Consider the following 25,575-nt stretch of genomic DNA (forward strand, 5'->3'; position numbering starts at 1 on the left):
GCCGAGCCGCGGCGGCGTCGTCCGCAGCTCGGCGAACACGCGGCCGCCCCGCAGGTGCAGGCCGACCTCGCGGGGCAGCGTCACCGTGCGGTCGTCGGTCGCGGCGAGCAGGCCGCGCGCGAGGAGACGCTCGATGGGGGAGGCGGCCGTGGCGAGGGTGACGGGCCGGCGGGCGCCCTCGACCCGGCCGACCGGCGGTCCCCACATGAGCCGGTCGAGGGCGGCCCCGGCCTCCGGGCCGGCGTCCTCGATCAGCGCGCCGACCCGGCCGGGAAGCTCGTCCACCGACTCCAGGCCGAGGTCGTCGAGCAGTTCGGCCAGCCGATCGGACGGGTAGGCCGCGAACGCCTCCCGGAGCGGCGGTCCCAGACCGGCCGGGTGCGGGACGACCTGCCGCCCGCCGGGCACCACCCGCAGCGCGTCGTCCTCGCCCCACACCAGGGCGAGGGCGCGCAGCCGGTCGACGGTGTCCCGGACCGGGGCGGCGTCGGGCGGCCCGGCGGAGACGGCCGCCAGGAGGTCGCCGTACGCGACGGGCGAGGGCAGGACCAGGAACGCCTCGAACAGGTCGAGGGCGAGCCGGTCCAGGCGGTCGAGCGCCCGCGACACGGCGGATGCCGCGGAGGCCCGAGCCGCCAGCGCTCCCATGTCCGCGGGCACGGGCGTGATCAGCTCGGGACGGGCCGCGAACAGGGCGCGCAGATCCTCGTCGTCGCGCGCCCTGAGCCAGTCGGCGTAGGTGTCCGTGCTCACGACCACAACGGTATTCGCGGATGACGACCTGATGGTCCCGAGCGCGGGATCGAATCGACCGTCCCGTCAGGGAGTCGCGCCGACCTCGGCGCCGGCCAGGCGGCCGGCGGAGAGCCGGTCTCCCCTGTTCACGAAGGTCAGCGCGGTCGCGGACGCCAGCGCGAGCAGCACCAGCACGAGCCACGGCAGGCCCGCCATGTTGAGGGCGTGGGACAGGCCGATCGCGGCGGCGCTGAGCAGGTTGCCGAAGACGGAGCCGACCCCGGACAGCAGGTTGTTGACGCTGTAGTAGGTCCCGACGCCGCGGTCACCGGCGAGGTCGGCGATGGTGGACATCTCGAACGGGAAGACCATCATCGTGCCGACGGTCAGGATCGCCGCGCACAGCATGATCGGGAACAGCCGGACGAGCGTCCCGCCGTGCGAGGGCGGCAGCATCAGCGGGACGAACGCGACGCCCATGATGATCAGCCCGCGCACCATGGCCTGGCCGGGCGTCCAGCGCCGCTCACACCAGAGCGTGAGCCGGACCTGCCCGGCGAGGCCGAGGATCGCCGACAGGACGAAAAGCGCGGTGATGCCGCCCTGGCCGCCGGACACGTGGCGTACCTCGATCGGCAGCCCGAACGAGAGCTGGTGGACGAGCGAGTACGACGCGAACATCGTGAGGGCGAAGGCGACGAAGACGCGGTCGCCGAGCGCGTCCTTCCACTCGGACCAGAACGGGCGGTCCGAGCCCTGGTGGGTGCCGGGGCAGGACGGCAGCAGCCGCCACTGCACCACCGCGAGGACGGCGAAGATCGCGGCGGCCGTGAGGCACATCGCCTCGAACCCGACACGCATCATCGGGATGCCGGCGATCGGGCCGACCAGCACACCGATCCGGCGGCAGACGCCCGCCAGGGCGAACGCCTCGGCCTTCCGCTCGCTCTCGACCTGGGCGAGGTAGGCGCGCCGGGCGGGGACGAACAGCGCGCGGGCGAGCCCGCTGAAGATCGACGCCCCGATCAGCCACGGCACCGCCGCGGACAGCCCGAACAGCCCGCAGGCGATCGCCTCCAGCCCGCATCCGGCCACCAGCACCGGCTTGTAGCCGATGCGGTCGGCCAGGGTCCCGGTCATGGCGAACAGGCCCTCGCTGAAGTGGCGGAGCCCGAGGACGAGGCCGACGAGCCAGACCGCCAGCCCGATGTGGTGCGTGAGGTGGTCGGCGAGGTACGGCGCGATCATGAGGAGCCCGGCCATCTCCCCGATCTCGTTGACCAGCAGGATCTTGGCGGGGCGGCCCAGCGACATGAACCCCCGCACCGTGGCGATCACTTCTGTTCCTTCCGTACGGACATGGCGCTCCGATCCGAATGTCGGGGCGGGCCGGAGGCAGGGCGGGGGGTCCGGGCCTGGGGTCCGCGCCGGCCACGCCTGATGGCCGGCCACTCTATGGAGCGTCCGCTTTACCATCCGTGACGAGTAACCCCATGGGCGGAGGTCACTTCCCTCGTCGCCACATCCTCAGCGGTCACGCGAGTCCCGGGAACCCCAGCCGAATTGATTACCTCTGCTAAGGAGGTAATATCCGGATTTATGGGTAGCGATGGCGTCCGGCTGGGCGGCGACCTCATGGACGTGACCATGGCGATGCGCCGTCTCGTACGGCGCAGGCTGCGTGGCGCGTCGCCGCCGCCCGACCTGCGTCCGGCGCAGATCGAGCTCATGCTGGTCGTCGGCCGCACCCCTGGTGTGAGCGTGGCTGCGGCCGCGCGCGAACTCCGGCTGGCCGACAACTCGGTCAGCACGCTGGTGAACCAGCTCGTACGGGCCGGGATGCTGCGCCGGGAGACGGACCCGGACGACCGCCGGGCCGCCCGGCTGGAGCTCACCGACGCGGCGCGCCGCCGGATCGCGGACTGGCGCGACCGCCGGGCGCGGCTCGTCGGGGCCCGGCTCGAAGAGCTGTCCGAGGAGGACCGGGAGACGATCACCGCGGCGCTGCCCGCCCTGCGCCGGCTGCTCGCCCGCCTGGCCGAGCCCGCGGCCGGCGCCCCGCGCGCCGTCCCGAACGGCGACGCGGGCGGCGACGCGAACGGTGACCCGGATGGCGCACAGGAACACCCATCTTCCGACGGGGGTGAGGCATGAACGGCGAGAGCGGACCGGCCGATCGACATGCGGTCGTGTGCCGAGGGCTGCGGCACGCGTTCGGCGACAAGGTCGCGGTCGACGGCGTCGACCTCGACGTGGCCGAAGGAGAGATCTTCGGCCTGCTGGGGCCGAACGGAGCCGGCAAGACCACGACGATCCGGCTGATCACCACGCTGCTGCCGGCCCGGCCCGGCATGGTGGAGGTGTTCGGGCTCGACGTCGCGCGGCACCGGATGGCCGTACGCCGGGCGATCGGCTACCTGCCCCAGCAACTGTCCGCGGACGCCGCGCTGACCGGGCGGGAGAACGTCGAGCTGTTCGCCCGGCTGTTCGACGTGCCGCGCCGGCAGCGCAAGGAACGCGTCGAGGAGGTCCTGGCGGCCGTCGGGCTCGCCGACGCCGCCGAACGGCGCGCCCAGACGTACTCCGGCGGGATGATCCGGCGACTCGAGCTGGCCCAGGCGCTCGTCAGCGCGCCGCGCCTGCTGATCCTCGACGAGCCGACGATCGGCCTGGACCCGGTCGCGCGCGACGGCGTCTGGGAGCGTATCCAGGAGGTACGGCGCGCGACCGGCATGACCGTCCTGGTCACCACCCACTACATGGACGAGGCCGACCAGCACTGCGGCCGGATCGCCCTGATGCACCGGGGCCGGGTGCAGGCGCTCGGCACCCCGTCCGAACTCAAGTCCGGGCTCGAACCGGGCGCCACCCTGGAGGAGGTGTTCCGTGCCTACACCGGAGACCGGCTCGACGAGCCGGGAGACGGCTTCCGCGACGCCCGCCGAACTCGGCGCACCGCGGGTCGGCTCGGCTGAGTCGGCGCATCCTCGCGCCCCCTGGCGGCTGCTGCTCGCCCGGGTCGCGGCGATGTGCATCGTCGAGCTGCAGAAGATGCGGCACGACCGGACCGAGCTGTACACCCGCGCGATCCAGCCCGCGCTGTGGTTGCTGATCTTCGGGGAGACGTTCTCCCGGATCAAGGCCATACCGACCGGGAAGGTTCCCTACCTGGACTACCTCGCGCCGGGGATCCTCGCCCAGTCCGCGCTGTTCATCGCGATCTTCTACGGGATCCAGATCATCTGGGAGCGGGACGCGGGCGTGCTGGCCAAGCTGCTCGTCACGCCCACTCCGCGGGCCGCGCTGGTCACCGGCAAGGCGTTCGCCGCGGGGGTGCGCTCGCTGGCGCAGGCCGTCGCGATCCTCGTGCTGTCCGCGCTGCTCGGCGTGGCCCTGACGGTCAACCCGCTGCGGTGGCTCGGGGTCGTCGTGGTCGTCATGCTCGGCACGGCGTTCTTCTCCTGCCTGTCCATGACCATCGCCGGGCTGGCCATGTCCCGCGACCGGCTGATGGGCATCGGCCAGGCGATCACGATGCCGCTGTTCTTCGGCTCGAACGCGCTGTACCCGGTCGACCTGATGCCGGGGTGGCTCCAGGCGATCAGCCACATCAACCCGCTGAGCTATGAGGTCGACGCGCTGCGCAACCTGCTCATCGGCACGCCGGGGCACCTGCTCCTCGACATCGGCGTGCTCGTGGTCGCCGCGATCGCGGGGATCGCCGCCGCGTCGGCGCTGCTGGGCCGCCTGGTTCGCTGAGCCGACCGAACCGCCGGACCGACCGAACCGCCGGACCGGCCGGTCCGCTGGACCGGACGTGCCAGTCGGCCGTGCCAGTCGGCCGGGCCGATTGAACCGCTGAGCCGGTCGACCCGCCGGCCCGGGGTTACTGGACCGCCTCCGCCGTGGTGCCGACGAGGCCCATGGCGAGGCGGGTCCAGCCGGCCACGAAACGCTCCTCGTCGATCCGGTTCGGCGGTTCGTACAGGGCGTCCTGGGCCAGCCAGTAGTTGACGATCGACCCGCCGAGCGCGAGGGCGACGGCGTCCCAGTCCTCGTCGATCCCGGCCATCTCCGGCTGGCCGGACAGCCACTTGGCGAACAGGTCGTACAGCGGGTTGGCGATGCCCTCGCGCATCTCGGTCACGAGGCCCGGGAACTTGTCGAGGTCGCGGAACAGGACCCGGATGAGGTCGGCCTCCTCCCGCATCTTGCGCAGGCCGGCGGCGGCCGCGAGGCGCAGCCGGTCCGCCAAGGGCTGCTCGCGGATCGCGGCCGACTGCTCGAAGGTCTTGGCGATCTGCTCGGCCGTACGGGCGATGTGCTCGCGCACGGCGGCGCCCAGGACCTCTTCCTTGGAGCGGAAGTGGCGGTAGAGCCCGCCGGCGCCGGGGGACAGGCCCGCGGCGGCCTCGATCTCCGCGACGGATGTCGCGGCGTATCCGCGCTCCGCGAAGAGCCGGAGCGCCTCGGCGACGATCCGTTCTCGGGTCGATCTTTGCATTTTCGGTAGCTCCTCCGAGAAAGAGCGTAGGCCATCGAGCGGTCGGCCGATGTCCGACGGAACGGCCGTATGTGGCACCGCGCCGCGGGTTACGGGCGCGGGGTTCAGTGAATCCGCCGGATCAGCCCGGCGCCGACCCTTCCGGCGATGAGGTACACGACGGCGGCGATCCCGTAGTCGACGAGCACCGCCACCCGCCTGTCCTTGGGCGTGAACAGGTCCCGGAACTCCCAGGCGAGCCCGTGCGACCAGTCGTTCACCGTGCGCACGATGGGATTCGCCTGGTTGGCCGAGAACACCACGAAGGCGATGTGCAGGGCCAGGACGACGGCGATGACCGTCGCCGCGACCGCGACCAGGGTCGCCAGGACGCCCGTCGTCCTGCCCAGGCCGGTCCGGATCCGCTCGCCGTCGGGCCGGTGCCGTCCGGAGTGCGGAACGGTCCGCTCGGCGGCGTCCTGGCCGGAATCCTCGGCAACATTTCCGGATTTACTACGCCATCTCGCCATTTTCTTTTCTTACTCTCGAGAGCGGATCGACGTCGGTGCGGTTCGGAGCGTGGTCACTGGGTATATCCGCAACACGTAACCGCAGTTACGGGCTTGTAATTAATGCAGGCTCGACCGGTGACCAAATCAATAGATCCAGATTTCGCGCAGACTCCGCGCCCTCCCACTCGGATCCCGTCGCATCGCCACTACCGGGAGGGCGCGGGCACGCGTGTCTGCGCATGGTACGTACCCTATGGCGCGTGCTCGCTGTGGGATTCGACCTGGACCTGACACTCGCCGACACCCGGGACGCCATCGGCGCGGTCTACGGCCGGCTGGCGGCGGAGACGGGGGTGTTCATCGACATCGCCGCCGTCGTCTCGCGGCTCGGCCCGCCGCTGGAACTCGAACTGGCCCACTGGTTCCCCCCCGAGCACGTTCCGGAGATGGCCTCCCGGTACCGCGCCGTCTACGAAGAGATCGCGGTGCCCCGTACGTTGCCGATGCCCGGCGCGGACGCGGCCGTCGACGCCGTACGGGACCGGGGCGGGCGCGTCATCGTCGTCACCGCCAAGAACCAGCACGACGCCGAGGCCACCGTCCGATTCCTCGGCCTGCGGGTCGATGAGGTGGCCGGCGGCTTCTACGCCGCGGCCAAGGGCGAGGCGCTGAGGAGGTTCGGCGCCACGGCGTACGCCGGGGACCACGTCGCCGACATCGACGCGGCGCGGGCGGCGGGCGTCCGCAGCGTCGCGATCGCCACCGGACCGTACGATTCGGAGACGCTCCGCGCCTACGGAGCCGATATCGTGTTGCCCGATTTGCGGGGTTTCCCGGACACTTTGAACGAACTGATCAATCCTGGTTCCCCGTCGAGGCAATAGCCTTGATGTGACTCGCCCGGACAAGAGCTAGCAACGAGGTCCCCTGTGCCCACTGGCAAGGTCAAGTGGTACGACGCCGACAAGGGATTCGGCTTCCTCACCCGCGATGACGGTGGTGAGGTGTTCGTTCATTCCTCCGCGCTGCCCGGCGGCGTGACCTCGCTCAAACCCGGGCAGCGCGTGGAGTTCGGGGTCGTCGAGGGCCGCAAGGGGCAGCAGGCGCTGAGCGTCCGCGCGCTCGACAACCCGCCGTCGGTGGTCAAGGCCAAGCGCAAGAAGCCCGACGAGATGGTGCCGATCGTCGAGGACCTCATCAAGCTTCTCGACGGCGTCTCCACGACGTACCGGCGGGGCAAGCACCCCGAGGGCCGGGTCGCCAAGAAGATCGGCGAGGTGCTGCGCGCGGTCGCGGACGACCTGGACCCGCAGTAGCCGGCTAGCGAGCGAGCGGCTGAGGCGGGCCTCGAGAGAGGCCGGTCGACGCTCCGTGGCCGGCGAGGGATAAGCCGGCCGCGCAGCGAGCGCGGCGGTGAGCCCGCGGCGTCAGGCGGTCGTGTCGGCGACGCTGGGCTCGCTCTCCGCGGCGCGCTTCCGGCGTCGTACGGCGCGGCGGCTCCTGCGTGGAGCCGCCAGCGTGACCAGCGACAGCGCGAGCGCGCCCGCGACCACGGCGAGCGCGATGTGGCCGTTGGCGGCCACGATCGACATGCCCAGGCCGGTCAGCCCGCCGACCACCCAGACGAGCTGGTGCACGGTCTCGGTCACCGCGAACGTCGACGAGCGGATCTCCTCGCCGACCTCGCGCTGCACGATCGCGTCGAGGCCCAGCTTGCCCAGGGACTGGCCGAGCGCGCCGACGAACGCCACCACCAGGGCGGCGATCAGCCCGAAGAACGCGGCGCACACCGCCGCGGTCACGGTCGCCGCCAGCAGCGTGCCGAAGACGATCGCCCGCGGCGCCCGCGCCTTGACCAGGGCGCCCAGACCGGTACCGGCCAGGCCGCCCGCGCCCGCCGCGGCGGCGAGCATGCCGAGCGCGATGTTCGGCGAGACGGCGTCGACGAAGCCCTTGGTCCGCAGCAGGAACGCCAGATACAGGATCAGGAACCCGCTGAACGCCCGCAGGGCGGCGTTGGCGAGCATCGCCTCGGCGACCACCGGCCCGACCCGCAGGAGGGTCCGCCACCGGCCCCGGCCGTCCGTACGCTCCCCGGCCCCGCCGCTCTCCTCGCCCTCCTCGCTCCGGGCCTGCGCGACGTCGGCCTCGGGCGTGTCCACGTGCGACGGCAGCCGCATGGCGGAGATCGCGCCGACCATGAAGAGGACCGTGGCGGCGCGCAGCGCCCAGCCGGCGTTCGCGACGGCGACCAGCCCGGCGCCGAGCGGCGCCATGATCGACGCGGCGACCAGGCCGGTGAAGGAGGCGCGGGCGTTCGCGGTGACCAGGGCCAGGCCGGGTGGCAGCACGCGGGGCGTGACGGCGTTCCGCGACACCCCGAACGCCTTGGACAGCACCAGCGCGCCGAACGCCGCGGGCATCAGCGTGACCGGATCCTTGTGCAGCACCGCCCCGGCCATGCCCCAGCACAGCAGGCCGCGGGCCAGCATCGTGCCCGCGATCGCGATCCGGCGGGCGTGGCGCATGCGGTCGAGCACGGGGCCGATCAACGGCGCGACCAGCGCGAACGGCGCCATCGTCACCAGCAGGTAAAGCGCCACCTGACCGCGGGCCTGCTGAACGTCCAGGTTGAAGAACATCGTGCCCGCCAGCGCCACCGCGATCAGGGCGTCACCGGCGCTGTTCAGCGCGTTCAGCTCGATCAGGGCGCCCAGGCCGCTGCCGCCCGCGCCCCCGGCGTGAGTGGCCCTGCGCGTCGCCCGCCCCATCCTCTGGGCCACCGCGCGCACCGCCCGCCCGGCGGCACCCGTACGTGACCACAAACTCATGCCGTCCAGTCTGCCTCTTCGCGGCAAACCCATGCCCGTCCATGGGCGACAATCGTGTATGTGAGTCCTGTGCGTTCCACCAGTCCGGCCGCCAACCGGCGCAGCCGTACCCCCGTGATCGACGCCATCGCCGCCGAGGCCGTTGATCTGGCACGCGCGGCGGCCGGGGAGACGTCTCGGCCGGAGTTCGTCGGCGACCACGTCGGGATGGTTCCCGAAGGGGACCGGGTCGTCACCCACTACTTCGCCTGCCTGGACCCGGCGTACCGCGGCTGGCGGTGGGCCGTCTCCGTCGTCCGCGCGGCCCGGGCCAAGCACGCCACCGTCAGCGAGGCCGTGCTGCTGCCCGGCCAGGACGCCATGCTCGCCCCCGCGTGGGTGCCGTGGAGCGACCGGCTGCGCCCCGGCGATCTCGGCCCCGGCGACCTGCTGCCGACGCCGCCGGACGACCCGCGCCTGGCGCCCGGATTCGCGCCGTCGGAGGAGGTCGGCGCGGAGCTCGGCTGGGAGCTGGGCCTCGGCAAGGCCCGCGTGCTGTCCGCCGAGGGCCGCGAGGAGGCCGCCGCCCGCTGGCACACCGGAGACGCCGGCCCCGACACCCCGATCGCCCGCTCCGCCCCCGCGCAGTGCGCGACCTGCGGGTTCTTCCTGCCGCTCGCGGGCTCGCTGCGGCAGGTCTTCGGCGTGTGCGCCAACGAGTACGCGCCCGACGACGGCAGGGTCGTCGCCGTCGACCACGGGTGCGGCGCCCACTCCGAGGCCGCCGTGACGCCGCCCGCGACCGAGGCCGCGCCGCCGATCGTCGACGAGATGGGCTACGACGTCGTGCCGTCGGCCACGCTCACCGAGGAGGAGGCCCTCGGCCACAGCTGACCGGCCCAACCGATCGGCCACAGCCGACCGGCCCTGACCCCGACCGGCGCAGGTGACGGGCCGCGAACGACCGGCGCAGGCGACCGGCCCCAGCGCGACCGGCCGCAAATGACCGGCCCCAGCGCGACCGGCCCCAGCGCGACCGGCGCGAGCGGCCGGCGTGGGCGGCCGTGAACGGCCGGCGCAGGCGCCGGCTCTAGCGCGACCGGGCACAGCCGACCGGCCGCAGGTGATTGGCGCAGATGACCGGCCGCAAGTGATGGGCGGCCGGCACCGGAGCAGCCGTGGAGGCAGAAGATGGACGACCCGTTCGGCACCACGGCGATCCGGGAGCGGGTGCTGGCCGCCTGGAGCGCGTCGCCGGCGCGGTTCCGTGAGGACGCCAACGCCGAAGAGGACCACACGCGCGGCGGCTACCGGGACCGGGTGATCGTCGAGCTGGCGCAGAACGCCGCCGACGCCGCCGCCCGGGCCGGTGTGCCCGGCCGGATCCGGTTCACCCTGCGGGACGGCGTCCTGAGCGCCGCGAACGTCGGCGCGCCGCTGGACGCCGCCGGGGTCGAGGCGCTGAGCACGCTCCGCGCCTCCGCCAAACGCGACGACGCTCACGCGGTCGGCCGGTTCGGTGTCGGCTTCGCCGCCGTGGTCGCGGTCAGCGACGAGCCCGCGATCGTCTCCGGAGCCGGTCCGGCGGTCGCCTGGTCCGCCGCGCGCACCCGCGCCGCCGCCGCGCCGGTGCCCGCGCTCGCCGCCGAGCTGGACCGGCGCGGCGGTCACGTGCCGGTCCTGCGCCTGCCGTTCGCCGCGCCCGCCGCTCCCGTCCCCGAGGGCTACGACACGCTCGTACGGCTGCCGCTGCGGGACGCGGACGCCGAGGCGCTGGTCCGGCGGCTGCTGGCGGAGACCGGGCCGGCCCTGCTGCTGTCCCTGCCGGCCCTCGCCGAGATCACGATCGACGCCGACGGCGACGTCCGTACGCTCCGCGCCACCTGGGACACCCCGGCGGAGGGGGCCGCGACCGGCGCGGTGACCGTGAACGGCACGACCTGGCGCACCGCCGAGGCCCACGGGACGGTCGCGGCGGGGCTGCTGGCGGACCGCCCGGTCGAGGAACGGCCGTACTGGCAGGTGCGCTGGGCGATCACCGACGAGCCGCTGCCGGACGACGTACCGGCCGTCATCCACGCGCCCACGCCCAGCGACGAGCCGCTCGGCCTGCCCGCGCTGCTCATCGCGTCCTTCCCGCTGGCCCCCGACCGGCGGCACGTCGCCCCCGGTCCGCTGACCGACTTCCTGATCGAACGGGCGGCCGAGGCGTACACCGCGCTGCTGCCGCCGACCCCGCGGCTCCTCGACCTCGTGCCCGGCCCGGTCGCCAAGGGCGAGCTGGACGCCCGGCTCCGCCGCGCGATCCTGACCCGCCTCCCCGACCTCCCGCTTCTGCCCGCCGTCGAGAACGCGGCTACGGACCGGGACGTGGAACCGGGGACCGCGCCGGGCGCCGAACCCGGCGGCGGCCCGGGGGCCGAACCGGGCTTCGGGCCTGACGCGGAGTCCGGAGTCGGGCCGGTCCGGGTCCGGGGGCGGGACGCCGTGGTCGTCGACGGTCCCGGCGCGTTGCCCGCCGTGCTGTCGGAGGTCCTGCCCGGTCTGCTGCCCGCCGGCTGGCCGGCCCGCCACCCGGCCCTCGCCGCGCTCGGTGTCCGCCGCCTGAGCCTCGCCGACGTCGCCGACGCGCTCGCCGGTCTGGACCGCGAGCCGGCCTGGTGGCGGCGGCTGTACGCCGCGCTGGACGGCGCCGACCGGGACCCGCTCGCCGGGCTGCCCGTGCCCCTCGCCGACGGCCGCACCGTACGCGGGCCGCGCGGGCTCCTCATCACCGACCCGGAGGGTCTGGACGTGCTCGGCCTGCGCGTCGTCCACCCGGAGGCCGCGCACCCGCTCCTGCTGCGGCTCGGCGCGATCGAGGCGGGCCCGCGCGCCGTGCTCACCGACCCGGCGACGCGCGCGGCGGTCGCCGCGTCGTACGACGAGGAGGACCCCGAGCCGATCTGGCACGCCGTCCTCACCCTCGTCGGCCGCGCCCACCTGCGGCCGGGCGAGGAGCCGTGGCTGGCCGAGCTGGCGCTGCCCGGCGACGACGGCGAGCCGTACCCCGCCGGGGAACTGCTGCTGCCGGGAGCGCCGCTGGCCGACGTGATCGCCGAGGACGCGCCGTTCGGCGTCGCGGACGCCGACCTGGTCGAGCGGTACGGCGCGGAGGTCCTCGAGGCCGCCGGCGTGCTGCGGACGTTCGCGCTGGTCCGGGCCGAGGACGTCATCGAGCCGGAGTTCCACCTCGACGACGAGGAGCTGTGGGCGGAGCGGTTCGGCGCCGGGTACGTCATCCCGGAGTTCACCGCGGTCCGCGACCTGGAGTTCGTCGCCGACTGGGCGGGCGCGTTCCGGCTGCTGGCCGAGCCGGACCTGCGGGCCGCCATCGTCGGGCCGGCCCGCGTCGTGCTCGCCGACGGCCGCCAGGTGGACGCCCCCTCGTACACCGCGTGGTGGCTGGGCCGGCATCCCGTCCTGGACGGCCGGCGCCCCGACGCGCTGTGCCTCGGCGAGGACCTGGCCGACCTGTACGACCCGGCCCCGCCGCGACTGGACCCGGGGATCGCCAGGGCGCTCGGCGTGCGCACCACCGTGGCGGCGCTGCTAGCCGAGCCGGACGGCCCGGCCGAGCTCCTCGACCGTCTCACCGACCCGGCCCGTACGCTGTCCCGCGAGCGGCTGCGCGAGCTGTGGGCGGCGCTCGCCCGTACGGAGGAGCTGGACGTCGAGCCGCCGGACCGCGTACGGGCCCTGGTGGACGGCGAGCCGGAGATCGTCCCGGCCGAGGACGCCATCGTCGTCGACCGCCCCGACCTGCTGCCACTCCTGCGCGGCCAGCCGCTGCTGTTCGTGCCGCCGCACCTCGCGGACCTCCTCGAGCTGGCTCTGGGCGGCGAGGAGGTCCCCGGCGTGCTCGAGTCGGCGGGGGAGGAGCACCCGGTGCCGGAGGCGGTGCGCGCGGTGCTGCCCGACGCGCCCACGTCCTACGTCCACCACGAGCGGCTCATCGTGGACGGCCAGGAGATCCCCTGGTGGTACGCCGACGGCACCGTGCACGCGAGCGGCCCGGCCGGCCTGGCGCGGGGCCTGGCCTGGGCCTGCGACCGCTGGCCCGACCGTCTCCTCGCCGAGGCGGCCCTCCGCGAGCCGGAGAGCCTCCCTGACCTCCTCGCCGAGGAGGACCTGGCCCGTGAGACCCGCCGAGCCTGATCGACCAGCGGAGCCGGCTGCGGCAGACGCCGCCGGGGCCCGATCTCGGCTCCACTGCTCCTCGCGGGCCGATCCGGGCGGTGCCTGAGCTGGGAGGCGCCGTCGGTCAGGACGCGGCGCCGCCGGCGGCCGGGGTGTCGAGCCAGCGGATCAGGCGGTCCCCTTCGCGGGTCATGACGTCGGGGTCGCGCAGGGCGTTGGCCAGGAGGGACATGCCCTGGTAGCCGGCGACGAGCGTGACGGCGAGGTCGCCGGGGTCGGGGCGGCCGAGCGCGCGGAACTGGTGCTCCACCCAGTCCAGCAGCACGCGGATGACGCGGCCCGCCTCCTGGTCGAGGGTGCCGTCGGCGCGTTTGTCGAGTTCGACGGCGAGGGTTCCGGTGGGGCAGCCGAACCGGACGGCGATGTCACGTTGGCCGACCCAGGCGTGGACGAGGGCCTTGAGTCGGTCGAGGGGGTCGGGCAGCCTGTCCAGCTCGGCGGTGAGCTCGGCCAGGTTCCCCTCGTGTTCGGACAGGGCGGCCTGGACGAGTTCGTCCTTGGTCTTGAAGTAGTAGTAGACGTTCCCGACGGGCACGTCGGCGGTCTTGGCGATGTCGGCGATGGTGGTGCGCTCGACGCCTTGCCGGTGGAGGACCTCGGCGGCCGCCGCCGTCAGGCGGCGGCGCTTGTCCGTTCCGCGCGCCCGGGACTTTGTTGAGTCAGTCACCCAACTGACTATAGACAGCACCCTCGGGATCCGTGCTAACGTCTTTCTCAGTCAGTCAACTAACTAACTAACTTCAAGGAGATCGACATGATCGTGGTGACAGGCGCGACCGGCAATGTCGGCCGATCCCTCGTGCGGGTCCTCGTGGAGGCCGGCGAGCAGGTGGTGGCGACGTCCCGCGGGATCTCAGAGGCCGACGTGCCGCAGGGCGTCCGGCACCGCCGGGCGGACCTGACCGCCCCGGACGGCCTCCGCCCCGTCTTCGACGGCGCCGACACGCTGTTCCTGCAGAGCGGCTCCGGCGCGCACCTGATCAGTCCGCAGGACATCCTCGACGCCGCCAAGGCCGGCGGCGTCACGCGGGTGGTGCTGCTGTCCTCCCAGGGTGTCGCGACCCGGCCGGAGTCGCCCTCGCACGGGGCCGTGATGCGGTCCATCGAGGACGCCGTCCGGGAGTCGGGCCTGGACTGGACGATCCTGCGGCCCGGCGGCCTCGACTCCAACAGGTACGCCTGGGCCGAGCCGGTCCGCGCGCAGCGGACCATCGCCGCGCCGTTCGCCGGCGTCGGCCTGCCGACCGTCGACCCGGACGACGTCGCCGAGGTCGCCGCCGCGGTCCTGCGCGAGGACGGTCACGCCGGGCGGGTCTACACGCTGACCGGCCCCACCCCCGTCACGCCCCGGCAGCAGGCCGAGGCCATCGGTGCCGCGATCGGGGAGCCGATCCGGTTCGTCGAGCAGACCCGTGACGAGGCCCTCGCGCAGATGCTGCGGTTCATGCCCGAGCCGGTGGCCCAGACGACCCTCGCCATCCTCGGTGAGCCGACTCCCGAGGAGCAGCGCGTCAGCCCCGACGTCGAGCGCGTCCTCGGCCGCGCGCCCCGTCCCTTCGCGGCCTGGGCGCACCGCAACGCCGCCGTCTTCCGCTGACACACGACTCGGAGGAATACCGTCGGTAGATCGGGTAGGTACTCAATGTAGGCGGGAACGGCGACTCAGGCAGCCGTTCCCGCCCTTGACACGTATCGGGTGGGGTGTGGCGCGCCGGCGCGACGACCGGGGATCAGGTCTCGGGCGTGTGGGCGTGGCGGTGGGCGGCGGCTTCGCGGGCCCGCTGGAGGCGCGGGATGTACCAGCAGCCGAAGACGCCCATCGCGAAGCCGGTCACGCAGACCCAGCGCCACCAATGGTCGCGGGCGGGCAGCGGGACGAGCAGGAGCACGATGAACGCCACGGCGAACGCCGCCGCGCCGGCGGCGGCGGTCAGGACGTCGTTGGTCTTGATCGGTTCCGGGACGTGACGCCGCTCGGGACTCATGGCAATCAGCGTAACCGGCCCAGTTGATCACTGCGATCGCCGGGGCGGACACCGCCGGGTGAGGTGGGCGCTCGGGGGAGATCGGGGTCTGCCGCCGGTTTTGTCGAACCCTGCTCTGTTATGCGGTGACCTGGTGCGTTACCTTCCGGGGCAAGGTGCTCGCCGGGGCGGTTCGTCGACGGCAGGGCTCGGCGATCGGTGGCACGTTGTGCCGTTCTCCGGGAGGAGGGCAGAGTCGTACGCTTTGCTAACGAGATTGCGGAATGCGAGACACGCGCGTATCGTTAGCAAAAGTAATGACTCATGCTAAAGAACATGCCAACTTCACAGACCAGAAGCCGTGCGGGCCTGGCAGCCGCCCTGCGCGTCTCCGTAAGCAGGCTGTCCCGACGAATGCGAGCTCAGGCGGGGTCGCTGAGCGTCACCCAGCTCGCCGCGCTCGGCGCGGTCTCGCGGCACGCCTCGCTGACACCCGGCGAGTTGGCGGAGCACGAGAAGGTGCAACCTCCCTCGATGACCCGAGTGATCGCGGCGCTGGAGGAACGCGGCCTGCTGACCCGCAGCCCGCATCCGACGGACCGGCGTCAGGTCATCCTGAACGTGACGGAGGAGGGCGAGCGGCTCCTGAAGGAGGAGCGGCGCCGCAAGGAGGCGTGGCTGGCCCAGCGGCTGGCGGAGCTGACTCCCGAGGAGCAGGAGATCCTGCGCCAGGCGGCACCGATCCTGGAGCGCCTCAGCAAGGTCTGAGCCTCTTCCGCTCGCTGCGCAACCGCAACTACCGGCTGTTCGCCGGCGGCCAGGTCGTCTCCAACACCGGCACCTGGATGCAGCGGGTCGCGCAGGACTGGCTGGTCCTCGACCTGACCCACGGCAGCGGCGCGGCGCTCGGCATCACCACCGGCCTGCAGTTCCTGCCACTGCTGCTGTTCGGGCTGTACGGCGGCGTGCTGGCCGACCGGTACCGCAAGCGGCGCGTGCTCATGGTCACCCAGGCGGTGATGGGCGCGCTGGCTCTGGTGCTCGGCCTGCTCGCGCTCACCGGCACCGCCCAGGTGTGGCACGTCTACGCCCTCGCGTTCGGCCTCGGCATGGCCACCGTCGTGGACAACCCGACCCGGCAGACCTTCGCGGTCGAGATGGTGGGCCCCGCCGACCTGTCCAACGCCATCGCGCTGAACAGCGCCATCTTCAACATGGCGCGGATCCTCGGCCCGGCCGTCGCCGGCGTGCTGATCGCCGCCATCGGCACCGCTCCGGTCTTCCTCGTCAACGCCGGATCCTTCGGCGCCGTGCTGCTCGGTCTCTACCTGATGCGCGAGGACGAACTCCACCTCAAGGCGCCGGTTCCCCGGGCCAAGGGCCAGTTGCGCGAAGGACTGCAGTACGTCCGCCAGCGCCGCGACCTGGTCATGATGCTGACCCTGGTGCTGTTCGTCGCGGCGTTCGGCATGAACTTCCAGATGACGACCGCGCTGATGAGCCGCCAGGTGTTCCACAGCGGTGCCTCCTCGTTCGGCTTCGCCTCGACCATGCTGGCCGTCGGCGCACTGTCGGGGTCGCTGCTGGCCGCCCGCCGCAGGAACCTGCGGATGCGCCTGCTCTTCGGCGCCGCGACGATCTTCGCCGTCCTGGAGATGGCGTCCGGCCTGATGCCGAACTACGTGTCCTTCCTCGTCCTGCTGGTGCCCACGGGCATGGCGCTGCTGACCTTCAACACGGCCGCCAACGCCGTCATGCAGCTCAGCGTGCCGGCGGAGATGCGCGGCCGGGTCATGGGCCTGTACATGCTCGTGTTCGCGGGCAGCTCGCCGATCGGCTCCCCGCTGATCGGCTGGCTGGCCGAGATCTTCGGACCGCGGTCGAGCCTGATCATCGGCGGGGTCGTGTCCCTCGCGGCCGTCATCGGGGTCATCATCCTCATGGCACCGCGCCCCGCGCTCGACGCCGTACGCGCGGGCCGACTCCGGGAACTGCTCGCCACAAGGTGACCGTAGGGGTGGGCCGGCCGCTGGCTACGGCGTGACCGTAGGGGCGGGTCGGCCGCTCGTCACGCGGTGATCGTACGGGTGGGCCGGTCGCTCGTCACGAGGTGACCGTTGGGGGTGGGCCGGCCGCTGGCTACGGCGTGACCGTAGGGGCGGGTCGGCCGCTCGTCACGAGGTGACCGTAGGGGCGGGTCGGTCGCTCGCTACGGCGTGACCGTACGGGCGGGTCGGTTGCGCGCCGCCAGGTGGCCCTGTGGACGGGCCGAGAGTTGCCGCTGACGAGGTGAGAAGCTGGCGTCCGTGAGGCTTTTCGTCGCGCTGCTGCCGCCGGAGACCGTACTCGACGAGGTGGAGGCCGCCTTCGCCCCGCACCGGGCCGCCCACCCGGACCTGCGCTGGACGCGCCGCCCGTCCTGGCACGTGACGCTGGCGTTCTACGGCGAGGTCGACGAGCGGATCGTGCCGCGGCTGCTGCCCCGGCTCGAACGCGCCGCCGGTCGGCACCCGCGCCGGACCGCGATCTTCGCGGGCGCGGGCGCCTTCCCGCGTCCGGCGTCCGCCCGGGTGTTGTGGACCGGTCTGGAGTCCGACCTGCGGCGCCTCGCCGACTCGTGCGCGGCCGCCGCGCGCCGGGAGGGCGTCGACGTCGACGAGGGGAAGCGCTTCCACCCGCATCTCACGATGGCCCGTGCCCGCGGCCCCGTGGACCTGCGGGCCCTCGTCGCCGAGCTGGGCGACTACGAGGGCAGCCTGTGGACGGCCGGTGAGATCCACCTCATCCACAGCCACCTCGGCCGCCAGGCGCGCTACGAGACCCTGCACTCGTGGCCGCTCGCCTGAGCCGTGAAGGCTGCGGACGGTCTCACATCGCACGGTGCCCGTCGCGTGACGGGCACCACGAAGCCATCGGGGGGCCGCACGAGCCTGTGGCCGCTGGTCGGGAACGGCGCCGCCCGCATTATCGGCCACACCGTGCCGCTCCAAGGAGCAGACGAGGCACATCGCTCGATTGAGAAGGGCGGCACCTTCGGGAGGATCCTGCTGACCACCTAACCGGTGGCCACATACGCTCGCCTGGTCCGGTGGCACCCCGGCCGATCCCTCAGGGCTTGCCCCAAGCGACTTGACGCGGTCACCTCAGCAGGGACGAATCCCTGCTGAGGTGACAGGGCCAATAACGAACCCGCCCCCGGCTGCGAAGGGTACGGCCGACCACTCGCTCGCTCCCACCCGCTCCCATGGTCCGAACGGCCGACCTGGCCGACCCATGACAGCGACGGGAACCTCATCCGATCCGGCGCACCTTCGTGGCCATCGGACTAGCGCGGATCGTCGAGCCGGCGCGGAACCTCAGCCGGCGCTCCAGGCCCGGCCGGTGAGCTTCTCGTACAGCTCGATGTAGCGGGCCTTGGTCGCGGCGACCACGTCGTCGGGGATCTCCGGGCCCGGCGGGGTGCGGTCCCAGCCGGTCACCGTCGACGACCAGTCGCGGACGAACTGCTTGTCCAGGGAGTGCTGCGGGCGGCCGGGCTCCCACGCGTCGGCCGGCCAGAAGCGGGAGGAGTCGGAGGTCAGCAGCTCGTCGGCGAGCACCAGCGTGCCGTCCGGCGCGCGGCCGAACTCCAGCTTCGTGTCGGCGATGATGATGCCCCGCTCGGCGGCCAGCTCCGCTCCGCGCCGGTAGATCTCCAGAGTCGCGTCCCGCAGCCGCTCGGCGGTCTCCGCACCGATCTCCCGGACGACCTCGTCGAAGGTGATGAACTCGTCGTGCCCGGCCGTCGCCTTCGTGGTGGGCGTGAACACCGGCTCCGGCAGCCGGGACGCCTCGACGAGCCCCGGCGGGAGCGCCACCCCGGACACCGTCCCCTGCTTCTGGTACTCCTTCAGGCCCAGACCGGTCAGATAGCCCCGGGCGATGAACTCGACCGGCAGCATCTCCAGCCGGCGGCAGCGGATGGCCCGCCCGGCCCACTCGGCCGGCACGTCGTCGGCGGAGATCACATGGTTGGGCATGACGTCGGCGAGCCGCTCGAACCACCACAGCGACAGCTGGGTCAGAATCTTCCCCTTGTCGGGGATGGGCGTCGGGAGCACGACGTCGTACACGCTCACCCGGTCGGTCGCGACGAGGATCAGGTCGTCGCCGTCCGCGTAGACGTCGCGGACCTTGCCCGAATGCACCAGCTCCATGTGCTCTCACAATCTCACCCGCGGCCCAGCTCGGGCCTACTCACCGCTACTGAGAACGTATCGGTTCAGCAGGTGAACGGCCCGAGCGGGGGAGGCCACGATGACCACCCGCCCGGGCCGAGCGGTACGGCCGCCCAACCTCCCAGGCCCGCCGAATCTCCCAGGCTCGCCCGGCCTCGGATGGTTCCGCCTGGGCTCAGGCGGTCTCGTCCGGCCTCAGATGGTCCCGCGCGGCTCAGGTGGTTCCGCCCGGCTCAGGCGGTCTCGCCTGGGCTCAGGCGGTCTCGCCTGGGCTCAGGTGGTCCCGTCCGGCTCACGCGGTCCCGTCCGGCTCAGGCGGTCCCGTCCGGCCTCAGGTGGTGTGCCCGGCCTGGCCGGAGGGGTGGCGGTGGGTCAGGCGGCGTGGCCGCCGTCGATGGTCAGCGCGGTGCCGGTGACGTATCCGGCCTCGTCGCCGGCGAGGTAGGCGACCATGCCGGCGATCTCGTCGGGGCTGCCGAAGCGGCCGACGGCGGTGAGGGACCGCTGTCCCTCGGCGAACGGGCCGTCCGCGGGGTTCATGTCGGTGTCGACCGCCCCGCAGTGCAGCGCGTTGACCGTGACGCCGCGCCCACCGAGCTCACGCGCCAGGCCCTTCGTGAGGCCGACCAGGGCGGACTTGCTCATGGCGTAGACGCTCATCCCCGGGCCGGGCACGTGCGAGGTCAGGCTGGTGCCCATGCTGATGATCCGGCCGCCGTCGCCGAGGTGCCGGGCGGCCGCCTGCGACGCGAGGAACACGCCTCGGACGTTCACGGCGAGCGCCTGGTCGACCTGCTCCAGCGAGAGGTCCTCCAACGGGCCGATCACCCCGATGCCCGCGTTGTTCACCAGGATGTCGAGGCGGCCCAGCTCGGCCGCGACCCGGTCCACCGCGCCCACGACCGCCTGCGGGTCCGCCGCGTCGGCCTGGACGGCCATCCCGCGCCGACCCGTCGCCTCGATCTTCGTCACCACCTGCTGGGCCTGCTCGTCGGAGCTCACGTAGGTGATCGCCACGTCGGCGCCCTCGTGGGCGAGCCGGTAGGCGACCGCCGCGCCGATGCCACGGCTGCCGCCGGTGACCAGAGCGACCTTGCCGGTAAGACGGGACATGCTCATCCTCTTTCTGTTCCCGGTGGGTGGGGGAGTCGACGTCACGCCGTGACGCCGGTGGACACGGCCGTCCGCAGGGTCTCGTTGACCGCGGCGGTGTCCCAGTAGAAGGGGCGGATCTCCGTGATGAGGTGGTCGCGGACGGTGAAGACCTGGAGCACAGTCGTCTCGATCGACCGGCCGGTGTCACGGGCGGTCAGCCTGCCGTGGTTGGAGACGATGACGGTGTCACCGTCCGTCCACTGCCGTCTTTCGAGGAACTCGAGCGACCGCCAGGCCCGGCTCATCGCGGCCATGAAGCGCTCCGTGCCGTCGTGACCACGCCACACGCCGCCGTAGGCAGCGTGGGTGCCTGGTGCATCACGACGTCGGGGTCGAGATGCGCGGCCATGCCGCCGAAGTCGGCGACGCCCGGACCGCCCGCGGAGATATAGGCGGCCTCCGCCGCGAAGAACTCATCGAGCACGGCGCGAACGTCTCCGTGAGCGCTCATGGGACCCGGACCCTTCTTTCGCATCAGCGCCGGTGCACCCTTCTGGTGCACCGGTCGTGCGCTGTCGTCTCAAGAACCCCAGCGGGCCGGATCGGTTGCACCGTCGGTCGGCCCGGAGGCGGACACGAATCTCGGTGAAGCGGTGCCGATCGGCGGCGGTGCGCCGGAAAACGCCCGATCCGGTGGTCTTTTCACCGAGCGTTTCGCTCGGCCACGACACGGGGAACGGCTCGCGGCGGCAGGACAGCGGCCACCGGCTCGCCATGTGGCCGTCGCCAGGGGTGGTCGCCACCTGGGGGTTCATCCGGGCCTCGGGTGAAACGTGGACGTTGCGCGCGATCGCGGATTATCGTGATCGACGATCGGCCGATGCGCGCTGAACGCCGCCGGTCGGAACAGGGCGGGGCGGACGGCCGGCGGGGGTGGGCGTGAATAGCCACACCGGGCTCCGGCGACGGCTACTGACGCTACTGGCCGGGTTCTTCGGCTTCGTCATCACCGTCGTGCTCTCGGCGATCCCGGGAACCGCCGTCGCCGAGGTCATCCGCGTCGGGGAGACTGCCAACGCCGCTGGGACCGGTGGGTCGGCGGCGACCGTGGCCGCCCTCGACCGGAGCCGGCGCTCCAAGCACTCCCGCGCGGCCCCGGCGGACACGCCGGGCGACCGAGGAACGAGGGTCCCCTCAAGTACGTCGAACGCCGGCGTCCTCGCCGTTCCGGACGAGGACGGCACGGCGGACACGACGGGGCGGCGGCCGGTCACCACGGCGGTCGCTCCCGGCTCCCCGGCGACGGACCACGCGGAGGGCGGGCACCGGGCCGCCTCGGGACGTTCTCCGTCCGGTGCCGCGCCGACGACCGCCGGCGGGGGTCGGCTGGGCACCGTCTCGGCGGCCGTCGGATGGGGGCGTCCGGACGTCGTCTCGGCGAAGGCGGGCGGGGCGGGTCCGAGCGCGGCGGTACCGGCGGGCGAGGAGCACGTCCGCGCGGTTCCGCGCGCGATCATCGCCGTCGTCGCGGTGCGTACGGTCACGCCGTCGGCCGTCTTCCTCTCCGCGGTCAGCCTCCGCGGCCCTCCTCCGCACACGGGTTCCTGACGTTCCCGTTCGTCGACCGCGGCGTCCTTCGACGGCCGCGGCGTTCCCGTGTGGAGGCATGTCATCTCTCGTACAACCCTGCGGCGAGCGCGTTCGGTGCTCGCCGGATCACTCGCGTTGCCCCGATCGTCGTCCGCCCGCCGTACCGGCCATGGGACCGTCTCTCCTTGGGAGGGCGGATGCTGACCCCCTTCCTGCGGGCCTGCCGGACCCCTGACCTGCGCCGGAAACTGCTGTTCACGCTCGGCATCATCGTGGTGTTCCGGTTCGGCCAGAACCTGCCCGCGCCGGGCGTCGACGTATCGGCGGTGAAGGCGTGCGCGCAGGCCGCGGCCCATGGCGACCGCGCCGACGTCTTCAGCATGGTCAACCTGTTCAGCGGGGGCGCCCTGCTCAAGCTCTCGGTCATGGCCCTGGGCATCTACCCGTACGTCACCGCCAGCATCATCCTGCAACTGCTGACGACGGTGATCCCGCGTCTGGAGACGCTGAAGAAGGAGGGACAGGCCGGCACCGCGAAGATCACCCAGTACACCCGCTACCTCACGGTCGCGCTGGCGATCCTGCAGGGCGCCACGGTCGTGGCGATGGCGGCGTCCGGCAACCTCTTCCCCGGCTGCGGGCAGCGGATCCTGCACGACATGGGGGTCCTCACCGTCGTCACGATGGTGACCTGCATGGTCGCCGGCACGGCCGTCATCATGTGGCTCGGCGAGTTGATCACCGAGCGGGGCATCGGCAACGGCATGTCGATCCTGATCTTCACTCAGGTCGTCGCCGTCTTCCCGACGGAGTTCTGGAACATCTACACCGGGAAGGGCGGGTTCACCTTCGCCCTGGTGACGCTGACGAGCCTGGCGGTGATGGCCGGAGTGGTCTTCGTCGAGCAGGCGCAGCGGCGCATCCCGGTGCAGTACGCCAAGCGGGTGGTGGGCCGGCGGTCGTACGGCGGGACGTCGACCTACATCCCGCTGAAGGTCAACCAGGCCGGCGTGATCCCGGCGATCTTCGCATCGTCGCTGCTGTCCGTACCGACGCTCGCGGCGCGGCTCTGGCCCGGGAACGCCTTCCTGAACCGGACGCTCGCCCCGCTCACCCGGCAGGACGATCCCTGGCACATGGTCACGCTGTTCGGGCTGATCGTGTTCTTCACGTACTTCTACGTCGCGATCACCTTCAATCCGACCGAGATCGCCGACAACATGAAGAAGTACGGCGGGTTCGTTCCCGGCATCCGCCCGGGACGGCCGACCGCCGGATACCTCGACTACGTCCTCACCCGGATCACCGCGCCCGGCGCGCTCTACCTCGGGCTGATCGCGCTCATCCCGATGCTCGCGCTGTCGCTGTTCGGAGCCACGCAGGACTTCCCGTTCGGGGGGACGAGCCTCCTGATCGTCGTCGGCGTCGCGCTGGACACCGTGAAGCAGATCGAGAGCCGGCTGCAACAGCACTCCTATGAGGGGTTCCTGCGCTAGCCGCCGTCCGGGCGGCGTACGCGATGCTCGGCGAAGGAGCCGGCCGCGGCGGAGATTCGCGAAAGAATCACCGCTTCGGCCGCTCCTTCGCCGAGCCTTCGCACCTCTGGGAGGGCGCGTCAGGTGGCGGAGTGGAGGCGGTGGTCGAGGGCGGTGTGACGGCGGCCGGCGCCCGCCGTGCGGACGGCGGCGGCCAGGGCCCTGGGGGAGCCGGCCAGCACGACCAGCTTCTTGGCGCGGGTGACGGCGGTGTAGAGCAGGTTGCGCTGGAGCATCATCCAGGAGCTCGTCGTGAGCGGGATGACCACGGCCGGATACTCGCTGCCCTGCGAGCGGTGGATCGTCACCGCGTACGCGTGGGCGAGCTCGTCCAGCTCGGCGAAGTCGTAGTCGACCTCCTCGTCCTCGTCGGTGCGCACGCTGAGCGTCTGCTCCTCCAGGGACAGGCCGGTCACCACGCCCACCGTGCCGTTGAAGACCCCGGCGGCGCCCTTGTCGTAGTTGTTCCGCAACTGGGTGACCTTGTCGCCGACGCGGAACACCCGCCCGCCGTACCGCCGCTCGGGCCGCCCGTCGCGGTGTGGCGTGAGCGCCTCCTGCAGGAGCGTGTTGAGGTTGCCCGCGCCGGCCGGGCCCCGGTGCATCGGCGCGAGCACCTGGACGTCCCGGCGCGGGTCCAGTCCGAACCTGCGCGGGATCCGCTGCGCCACGATCTCGACGGTGAGCTCCGCGGTCGCCTCGGCCTCCTCGCACGGGAACAGGAAGAAGTCCGGGAAGCCGCGCGTCTGCGGGGACTGACCGGCGTTGATCCGGTGCGCGTTGACCACAATCCCGGACTGCTGCGCCTGCCGGAAGATCTTGGTGAGGCGTACGCGGGGGATCGCGTCCGCGGCCAGGAGGTCGCGCAGCACCTCCCCGGCGCCCACGGACGGAAGCTGGTCGACGTCGCCGACGAGCAGCAGGTGCGCGCCGCGCGGGATGGCCTTGACCAGCTTGTTCGCGAGGATGACGTCGACCATCGAGGACTCGTCGACGACGACCAGGTCCGCGTCGAGCGGGTTGTCGCGGTCGAACTTCGGGTCGCCGCCGGGCTGCAACTGCAGCAGCCGGTGCACCGTCGCAGCTTCGTGGCCGGTCAGCTCGGCCAGCCGCTTGGCCGCCCGTCCCGTGGGTGCGACCAACACGACCTTCGCGCGCCTGGCCCGGGCCAGCTCGACGACGGACCGTACGGTGAAGCTCTTCCCGCAGCCGGGGCCGCCGGTCAGCACGGCGACCTTCTCGGTCAGCGCCAGGCGTACGGCGTCCTCCTGCTCGGGGGCGAGGCCGGTGCCGGTCCGCTGCCGCAGCCAGCCGAGCGCCTTGTCCCAGTCGACGTCGCGGAAGCCGGGCAGCCGGTCCGTGCCGGCGCGCAGCAGCTCCAGCAGCCCGGCGACCAGGGAGCGTTCGGCGCGCTGGAAGGGCGGCAGGTACACCGCCGGGATCTCGCCGTTCTCGGCCGTGACCCGCTCGCGGATCACCTCCTCGGCCGCGACCGCCTCCTCCAGGCACGGGCCGACCAGCTCGCGCGGCACCTCCAGGATCTTGGTCGCCTCGGTGATCAGGTTGGGCTCGGGCAGGTAGCAGTGCCCGTTGTCGGCCGCCTGGGACAGCGTGTACGCCAGCCCCGCCTTGACGCGCTCCGGGCTGTCGTGCGGGATGCCGACGGCCTGCGCGATCGTGTCCGCGGTCTTGAACCCGATGCCCCACACGTCGGCGGCCAGGCGGTACGGCTCCTTCCGCACCACCGAGATCGACTCGTCGCCGTACTGCTTGTAGATCCGTACCGCCAGCGACGTGGACACGCCGTGTCCCTGGAGGAAGACCATCACCTCCTTGATGGCCTTCTGCTCCTCCCACGCGGCGGCGATGCGGCCCGACCGCTTCGGGCCCAGGCCGTACACCTCGACCAGGCGCTCGGGTTCCTCCTCGATCACCCGCAGGATGTCGGTGCCGAAGTGCTCGACCATCCGGTCCGCCATCACCGGGCCGATGCCCTTGATCAGGCCGGACCCGAGGTACTTGCGGATGCCCTGGACGGTCGCGGGCAGCACCGTGGTGTACGACACCGCCTCGAACTGGCGGCCGTACTTCGGATGCGAGGTCCAGCGTCCCGTCAGCCGCAGGCTCTCCCCGACCTGCGCGCCCAGCAGCGGTCCCACGACCGTCAGCAGCTCCGAGCCGCTCCGGCGTGTTTCACCCCCGTGGCTACGCCCCACCGCCCCCGACGGGGCGACGCGGGCGACGGTGTACCCGGTCTCCTCGCTGGCGAAGGTGATCCGCTCGAGCACGGCCTCCAGCACCCGCGTTCCCGGTGAAGCCGCCGCTGCGTCCGCCACGTCGTCATACTGCCTGAAATCACTGACAGGTCCGGCCGACCCGCCGAACGATTCTCCGG

24 protein-coding genes and 1 pseudogene are annotated in these 25,575 nt (G+C 72.6%); 13 read left to right on the top strand and 12 right to left on the bottom strand.

Annotated elements, in window-relative coordinates; translation table 11 throughout:
- Positions 1–753: pseudogene (locus AB0K82_RS08155) on the bottom strand (hypothetical protein); the annotation flags it as partial.
- A 66-nt stretch (positions 754–819) separates the two neighbouring features.
- Complete coding sequence (locus tag AB0K82_RS08160; protein ID WP_364394246.1) at positions 820–2,073, bottom strand: MFS transporter; 1,254 nt, start codon at positions 2,071–2,073, stop codon at positions 820–822.
- 261 nt (positions 2,074–2,334) lie between these two features.
- On the opposite strand from AB0K82_RS08160, the gene AB0K82_RS08165 reads away from it, so the two are divergent.
- The 3 genes from AB0K82_RS08165 to AB0K82_RS08175 are packed head-to-tail and all read left to right on the top strand — an operon-like array spanning position 2,335 to position 4,494.
- Positions 2,335–2,889: a MarR family transcriptional regulator gene (locus tag AB0K82_RS08165; protein ID WP_364394248.1), complete on the top strand. Its 555-nt coding sequence runs from the start codon at positions 2,335–2,337 to the stop codon at positions 2,887–2,889.
- Entirely contained in the window at positions 2,886–3,710 is an 825-nt protein-coding gene (locus AB0K82_RS08170) for an ATP-binding cassette domain-containing protein (protein WP_364394250.1), read from the top strand. Before AB0K82_RS08165 ends, AB0K82_RS08170 begins: the two co-directional genes overlap by 4 nt.
- On the top strand, positions 3,622–4,494 hold the full coding sequence (locus tag AB0K82_RS08175; protein WP_364394252.1) for an ABC transporter permease: 873 nt from the start codon (positions 3,622–3,624) through the stop codon (positions 4,492–4,494). The genes AB0K82_RS08170 and AB0K82_RS08175 overlap by 89 nt, the downstream gene beginning before the upstream one ends.
- A 127-nt stretch (positions 4,495–4,621) precedes the next feature.
- Here AB0K82_RS08175 and AB0K82_RS08180 read toward each other — a convergent pair whose 3' ends face one another.
- Together AB0K82_RS08180 and AB0K82_RS08185 are read right to left on the bottom strand one after the other, a co-directional pair.
- On the bottom strand, positions 4,622–5,239 hold the full coding sequence (locus tag AB0K82_RS08180; RefSeq protein ID WP_345355235.1) for a helix-turn-helix domain-containing protein: 618 nt from the start codon (positions 5,237–5,239) through the stop codon (positions 4,622–4,624).
- A gap of 104 nt (positions 5,240–5,343) precedes the next feature.
- Positions 5,344–5,748, bottom strand: a complete 405-nt coding sequence (locus AB0K82_RS08185) for a hypothetical protein (RefSeq protein WP_364394255.1) — start codon at positions 5,746–5,748, stop codon at positions 5,344–5,346.
- 242 nt (positions 5,749–5,990) lie between these two features.
- Here AB0K82_RS08185 and AB0K82_RS08190 point away from each other — a divergent pair, with 242 nt between their 5' ends.
- Both AB0K82_RS08190 and AB0K82_RS08195 read left to right on the top strand, forming a co-directional pair.
- A complete protein-coding gene (locus tag AB0K82_RS08190) occupies positions 5,991–6,614 on the top strand; it encodes an HAD hydrolase-like protein (protein ID WP_364394257.1) in 624 nt (207 codons plus the stop codon).
- 45 nt (positions 6,615–6,659) lie between these two features.
- Positions 6,660–7,046: a cold-shock protein gene (locus AB0K82_RS08195; RefSeq protein WP_364394259.1), complete on the top strand. Its 387-nt coding sequence runs from the start codon at positions 6,660–6,662 to the stop codon at positions 7,044–7,046.
- A 111-nt stretch (positions 7,047–7,157) separates the two neighbouring features.
- Here the strand turns inward: AB0K82_RS08195 and AB0K82_RS08200 are convergent, their stop codons facing one another.
- A complete protein-coding gene (locus tag AB0K82_RS08200) occupies positions 7,158–8,561 on the bottom strand; it encodes an MFS transporter (RefSeq protein WP_364394261.1) in 1,404 nt (467 codons plus the stop codon).
- A gap of 60 nt (positions 8,562–8,621) precedes the next feature.
- Between AB0K82_RS08200 and AB0K82_RS08205 the strand changes: the two genes are divergently transcribed.
- Both AB0K82_RS08205 and AB0K82_RS08210 read left to right on the top strand, forming a co-directional pair.
- Complete coding sequence (locus tag AB0K82_RS08205) at positions 8,622–9,434, top strand: DUF3027 domain-containing protein (RefSeq protein ID WP_364394264.1); 813 nt, start codon at positions 8,622–8,624, stop codon at positions 9,432–9,434.
- Between the two features lie 297 nt (positions 9,435–9,731).
- Complete coding sequence (locus tag AB0K82_RS08210; protein ID WP_364394266.1) at positions 9,732–12,737, top strand: hypothetical protein; 3,006 nt, start codon at positions 9,732–9,734, stop codon at positions 12,735–12,737.
- A gap of 106 nt (positions 12,738–12,843) precedes the next feature.
- Here AB0K82_RS08210 and AB0K82_RS08215 read toward each other — a convergent pair whose 3' ends face one another.
- Positions 12,844–13,446 carry a TetR/AcrR family transcriptional regulator gene (locus AB0K82_RS08215; protein ID WP_364394268.1) on the bottom strand — a complete coding sequence of 201 codons (603 nt, stop codon included), beginning with the start codon at positions 13,444–13,446 and terminating at the stop codon, positions 12,844–12,846.
- 87 nt (positions 13,447–13,533) lie between these two features.
- Here AB0K82_RS08215 and AB0K82_RS08220 point away from each other — a divergent pair, with 87 nt between their 5' ends.
- A complete protein-coding gene (locus AB0K82_RS08220) occupies positions 13,534–14,376 on the top strand; it encodes an NAD(P)H-binding protein (RefSeq protein WP_364394270.1) in 843 nt (280 codons plus the stop codon).
- Positions 14,377–14,509: 133 nt separating this feature from the next.
- On the opposite strand, the gene AB0K82_RS08225 is transcribed toward AB0K82_RS08220, so the two are convergent.
- Positions 14,510–14,764 carry a DUF2530 domain-containing protein gene (locus AB0K82_RS08225; RefSeq protein WP_364394272.1) on the bottom strand — a complete coding sequence of 85 codons (255 nt, stop codon included), beginning with the start codon at positions 14,762–14,764 and terminating at the stop codon, positions 14,510–14,512.
- A gap of 303 nt (positions 14,765–15,067) precedes the next feature.
- On the opposite strand from AB0K82_RS08225, the gene AB0K82_RS08230 reads away from it, so the two are divergent.
- From AB0K82_RS08230 to thpR, 3 genes are all read left to right on the top strand, one after another.
- Positions 15,068–15,511: a MarR family transcriptional regulator gene (locus AB0K82_RS08230; RefSeq protein WP_364394275.1), complete on the top strand. Its 444-nt coding sequence runs from the start codon at positions 15,068–15,070 to the stop codon at positions 15,509–15,511.
- Between the two features lie 14 nt (positions 15,512–15,525).
- A complete protein-coding gene (locus AB0K82_RS08235; RefSeq protein ID WP_364394645.1) occupies positions 15,526–16,752 on the top strand; it encodes an MFS transporter in 1,227 nt (408 codons plus the stop codon).
- 297 nt (positions 16,753–17,049) lie between these two features.
- Positions 17,050–17,589 carry an RNA 2',3'-cyclic phosphodiesterase gene (gene thpR / locus AB0K82_RS08240; protein WP_364394277.1) on the top strand — a complete coding sequence of 180 codons (540 nt, stop codon included), beginning with the start codon at positions 17,050–17,052 and terminating at the stop codon, positions 17,587–17,589.
- A 510-nt stretch (positions 17,590–18,099) separates the two neighbouring features.
- Here thpR and AB0K82_RS08245 read toward each other — a convergent pair.
- From AB0K82_RS08245 to AB0K82_RS08260, 4 genes are all read right to left on the bottom strand, one after another.
- A complete protein-coding gene (locus AB0K82_RS08245; RefSeq protein WP_364394280.1) occupies positions 18,100–18,939 on the bottom strand; it encodes a phosphoribosylaminoimidazolesuccinocarboxamide synthase in 840 nt (279 codons plus the stop codon).
- 393 nt (positions 18,940–19,332) lie between these two features.
- Entirely contained in the window at positions 19,333–20,073 is a 741-nt protein-coding gene (locus AB0K82_RS08250; protein WP_364394282.1) for a 3-oxoacyl-ACP reductase family protein, read from the bottom strand.
- A 41-nt stretch (positions 20,074–20,114) separates the two neighbouring features.
- Positions 20,115–20,369 carry a hypothetical protein gene (locus AB0K82_RS08255; protein ID WP_364394284.1) on the bottom strand — a complete coding sequence of 85 codons (255 nt, stop codon included), beginning with the start codon at positions 20,367–20,369 and terminating at the stop codon, positions 20,115–20,117.
- Entirely contained in the window at positions 20,357–20,566 is a 210-nt protein-coding gene (locus AB0K82_RS08260) for a hypothetical protein (RefSeq protein ID WP_364394286.1), read from the bottom strand. Before AB0K82_RS08260 ends, AB0K82_RS08255 begins: the two co-directional genes overlap by 13 nt.
- 428 nt (positions 20,567–20,994) lie before the next feature.
- Between AB0K82_RS08260 and AB0K82_RS08265 the strand changes: the two genes are divergently transcribed.
- Complete coding sequence (locus AB0K82_RS08265) at positions 20,995–21,663, top strand: hypothetical protein (protein WP_364394287.1); 669 nt, start codon at positions 20,995–20,997, stop codon at positions 21,661–21,663.
- Between the two features lie 179 nt (positions 21,664–21,842).
- A complete protein-coding gene (gene secY / locus AB0K82_RS08270; RefSeq protein WP_364394290.1) occupies positions 21,843–23,141 on the top strand; it encodes a preprotein translocase subunit SecY in 1,299 nt (432 codons plus the stop codon).
- Positions 23,142–23,260: 119 nt separating this feature from the next.
- Here secY and AB0K82_RS08275 read toward each other — a convergent pair whose 3' ends face one another.
- The gene (locus AB0K82_RS08275; protein ID WP_364394292.1) at positions 23,261–25,516 is read right to left on the bottom strand and encodes an ATP-dependent RecD-like DNA helicase; all 2,256 of its coding nucleotides are present in this window, start codon (positions 25,514–25,516) and stop codon (positions 23,261–23,263) included.
- Between the last annotated feature and the right edge of the window lie 59 nt (positions 25,517–25,575).

Origin of the sequence: Actinoallomurus sp. NPDC052274 (assembly GCF_040679475.1) — a bacterium.
Classification (GTDB): Bacteria; Actinomycetota; Actinomycetes; order Streptosporangiales; family Streptosporangiaceae; genus Actinoallomurus; species Actinoallomurus liliacearum.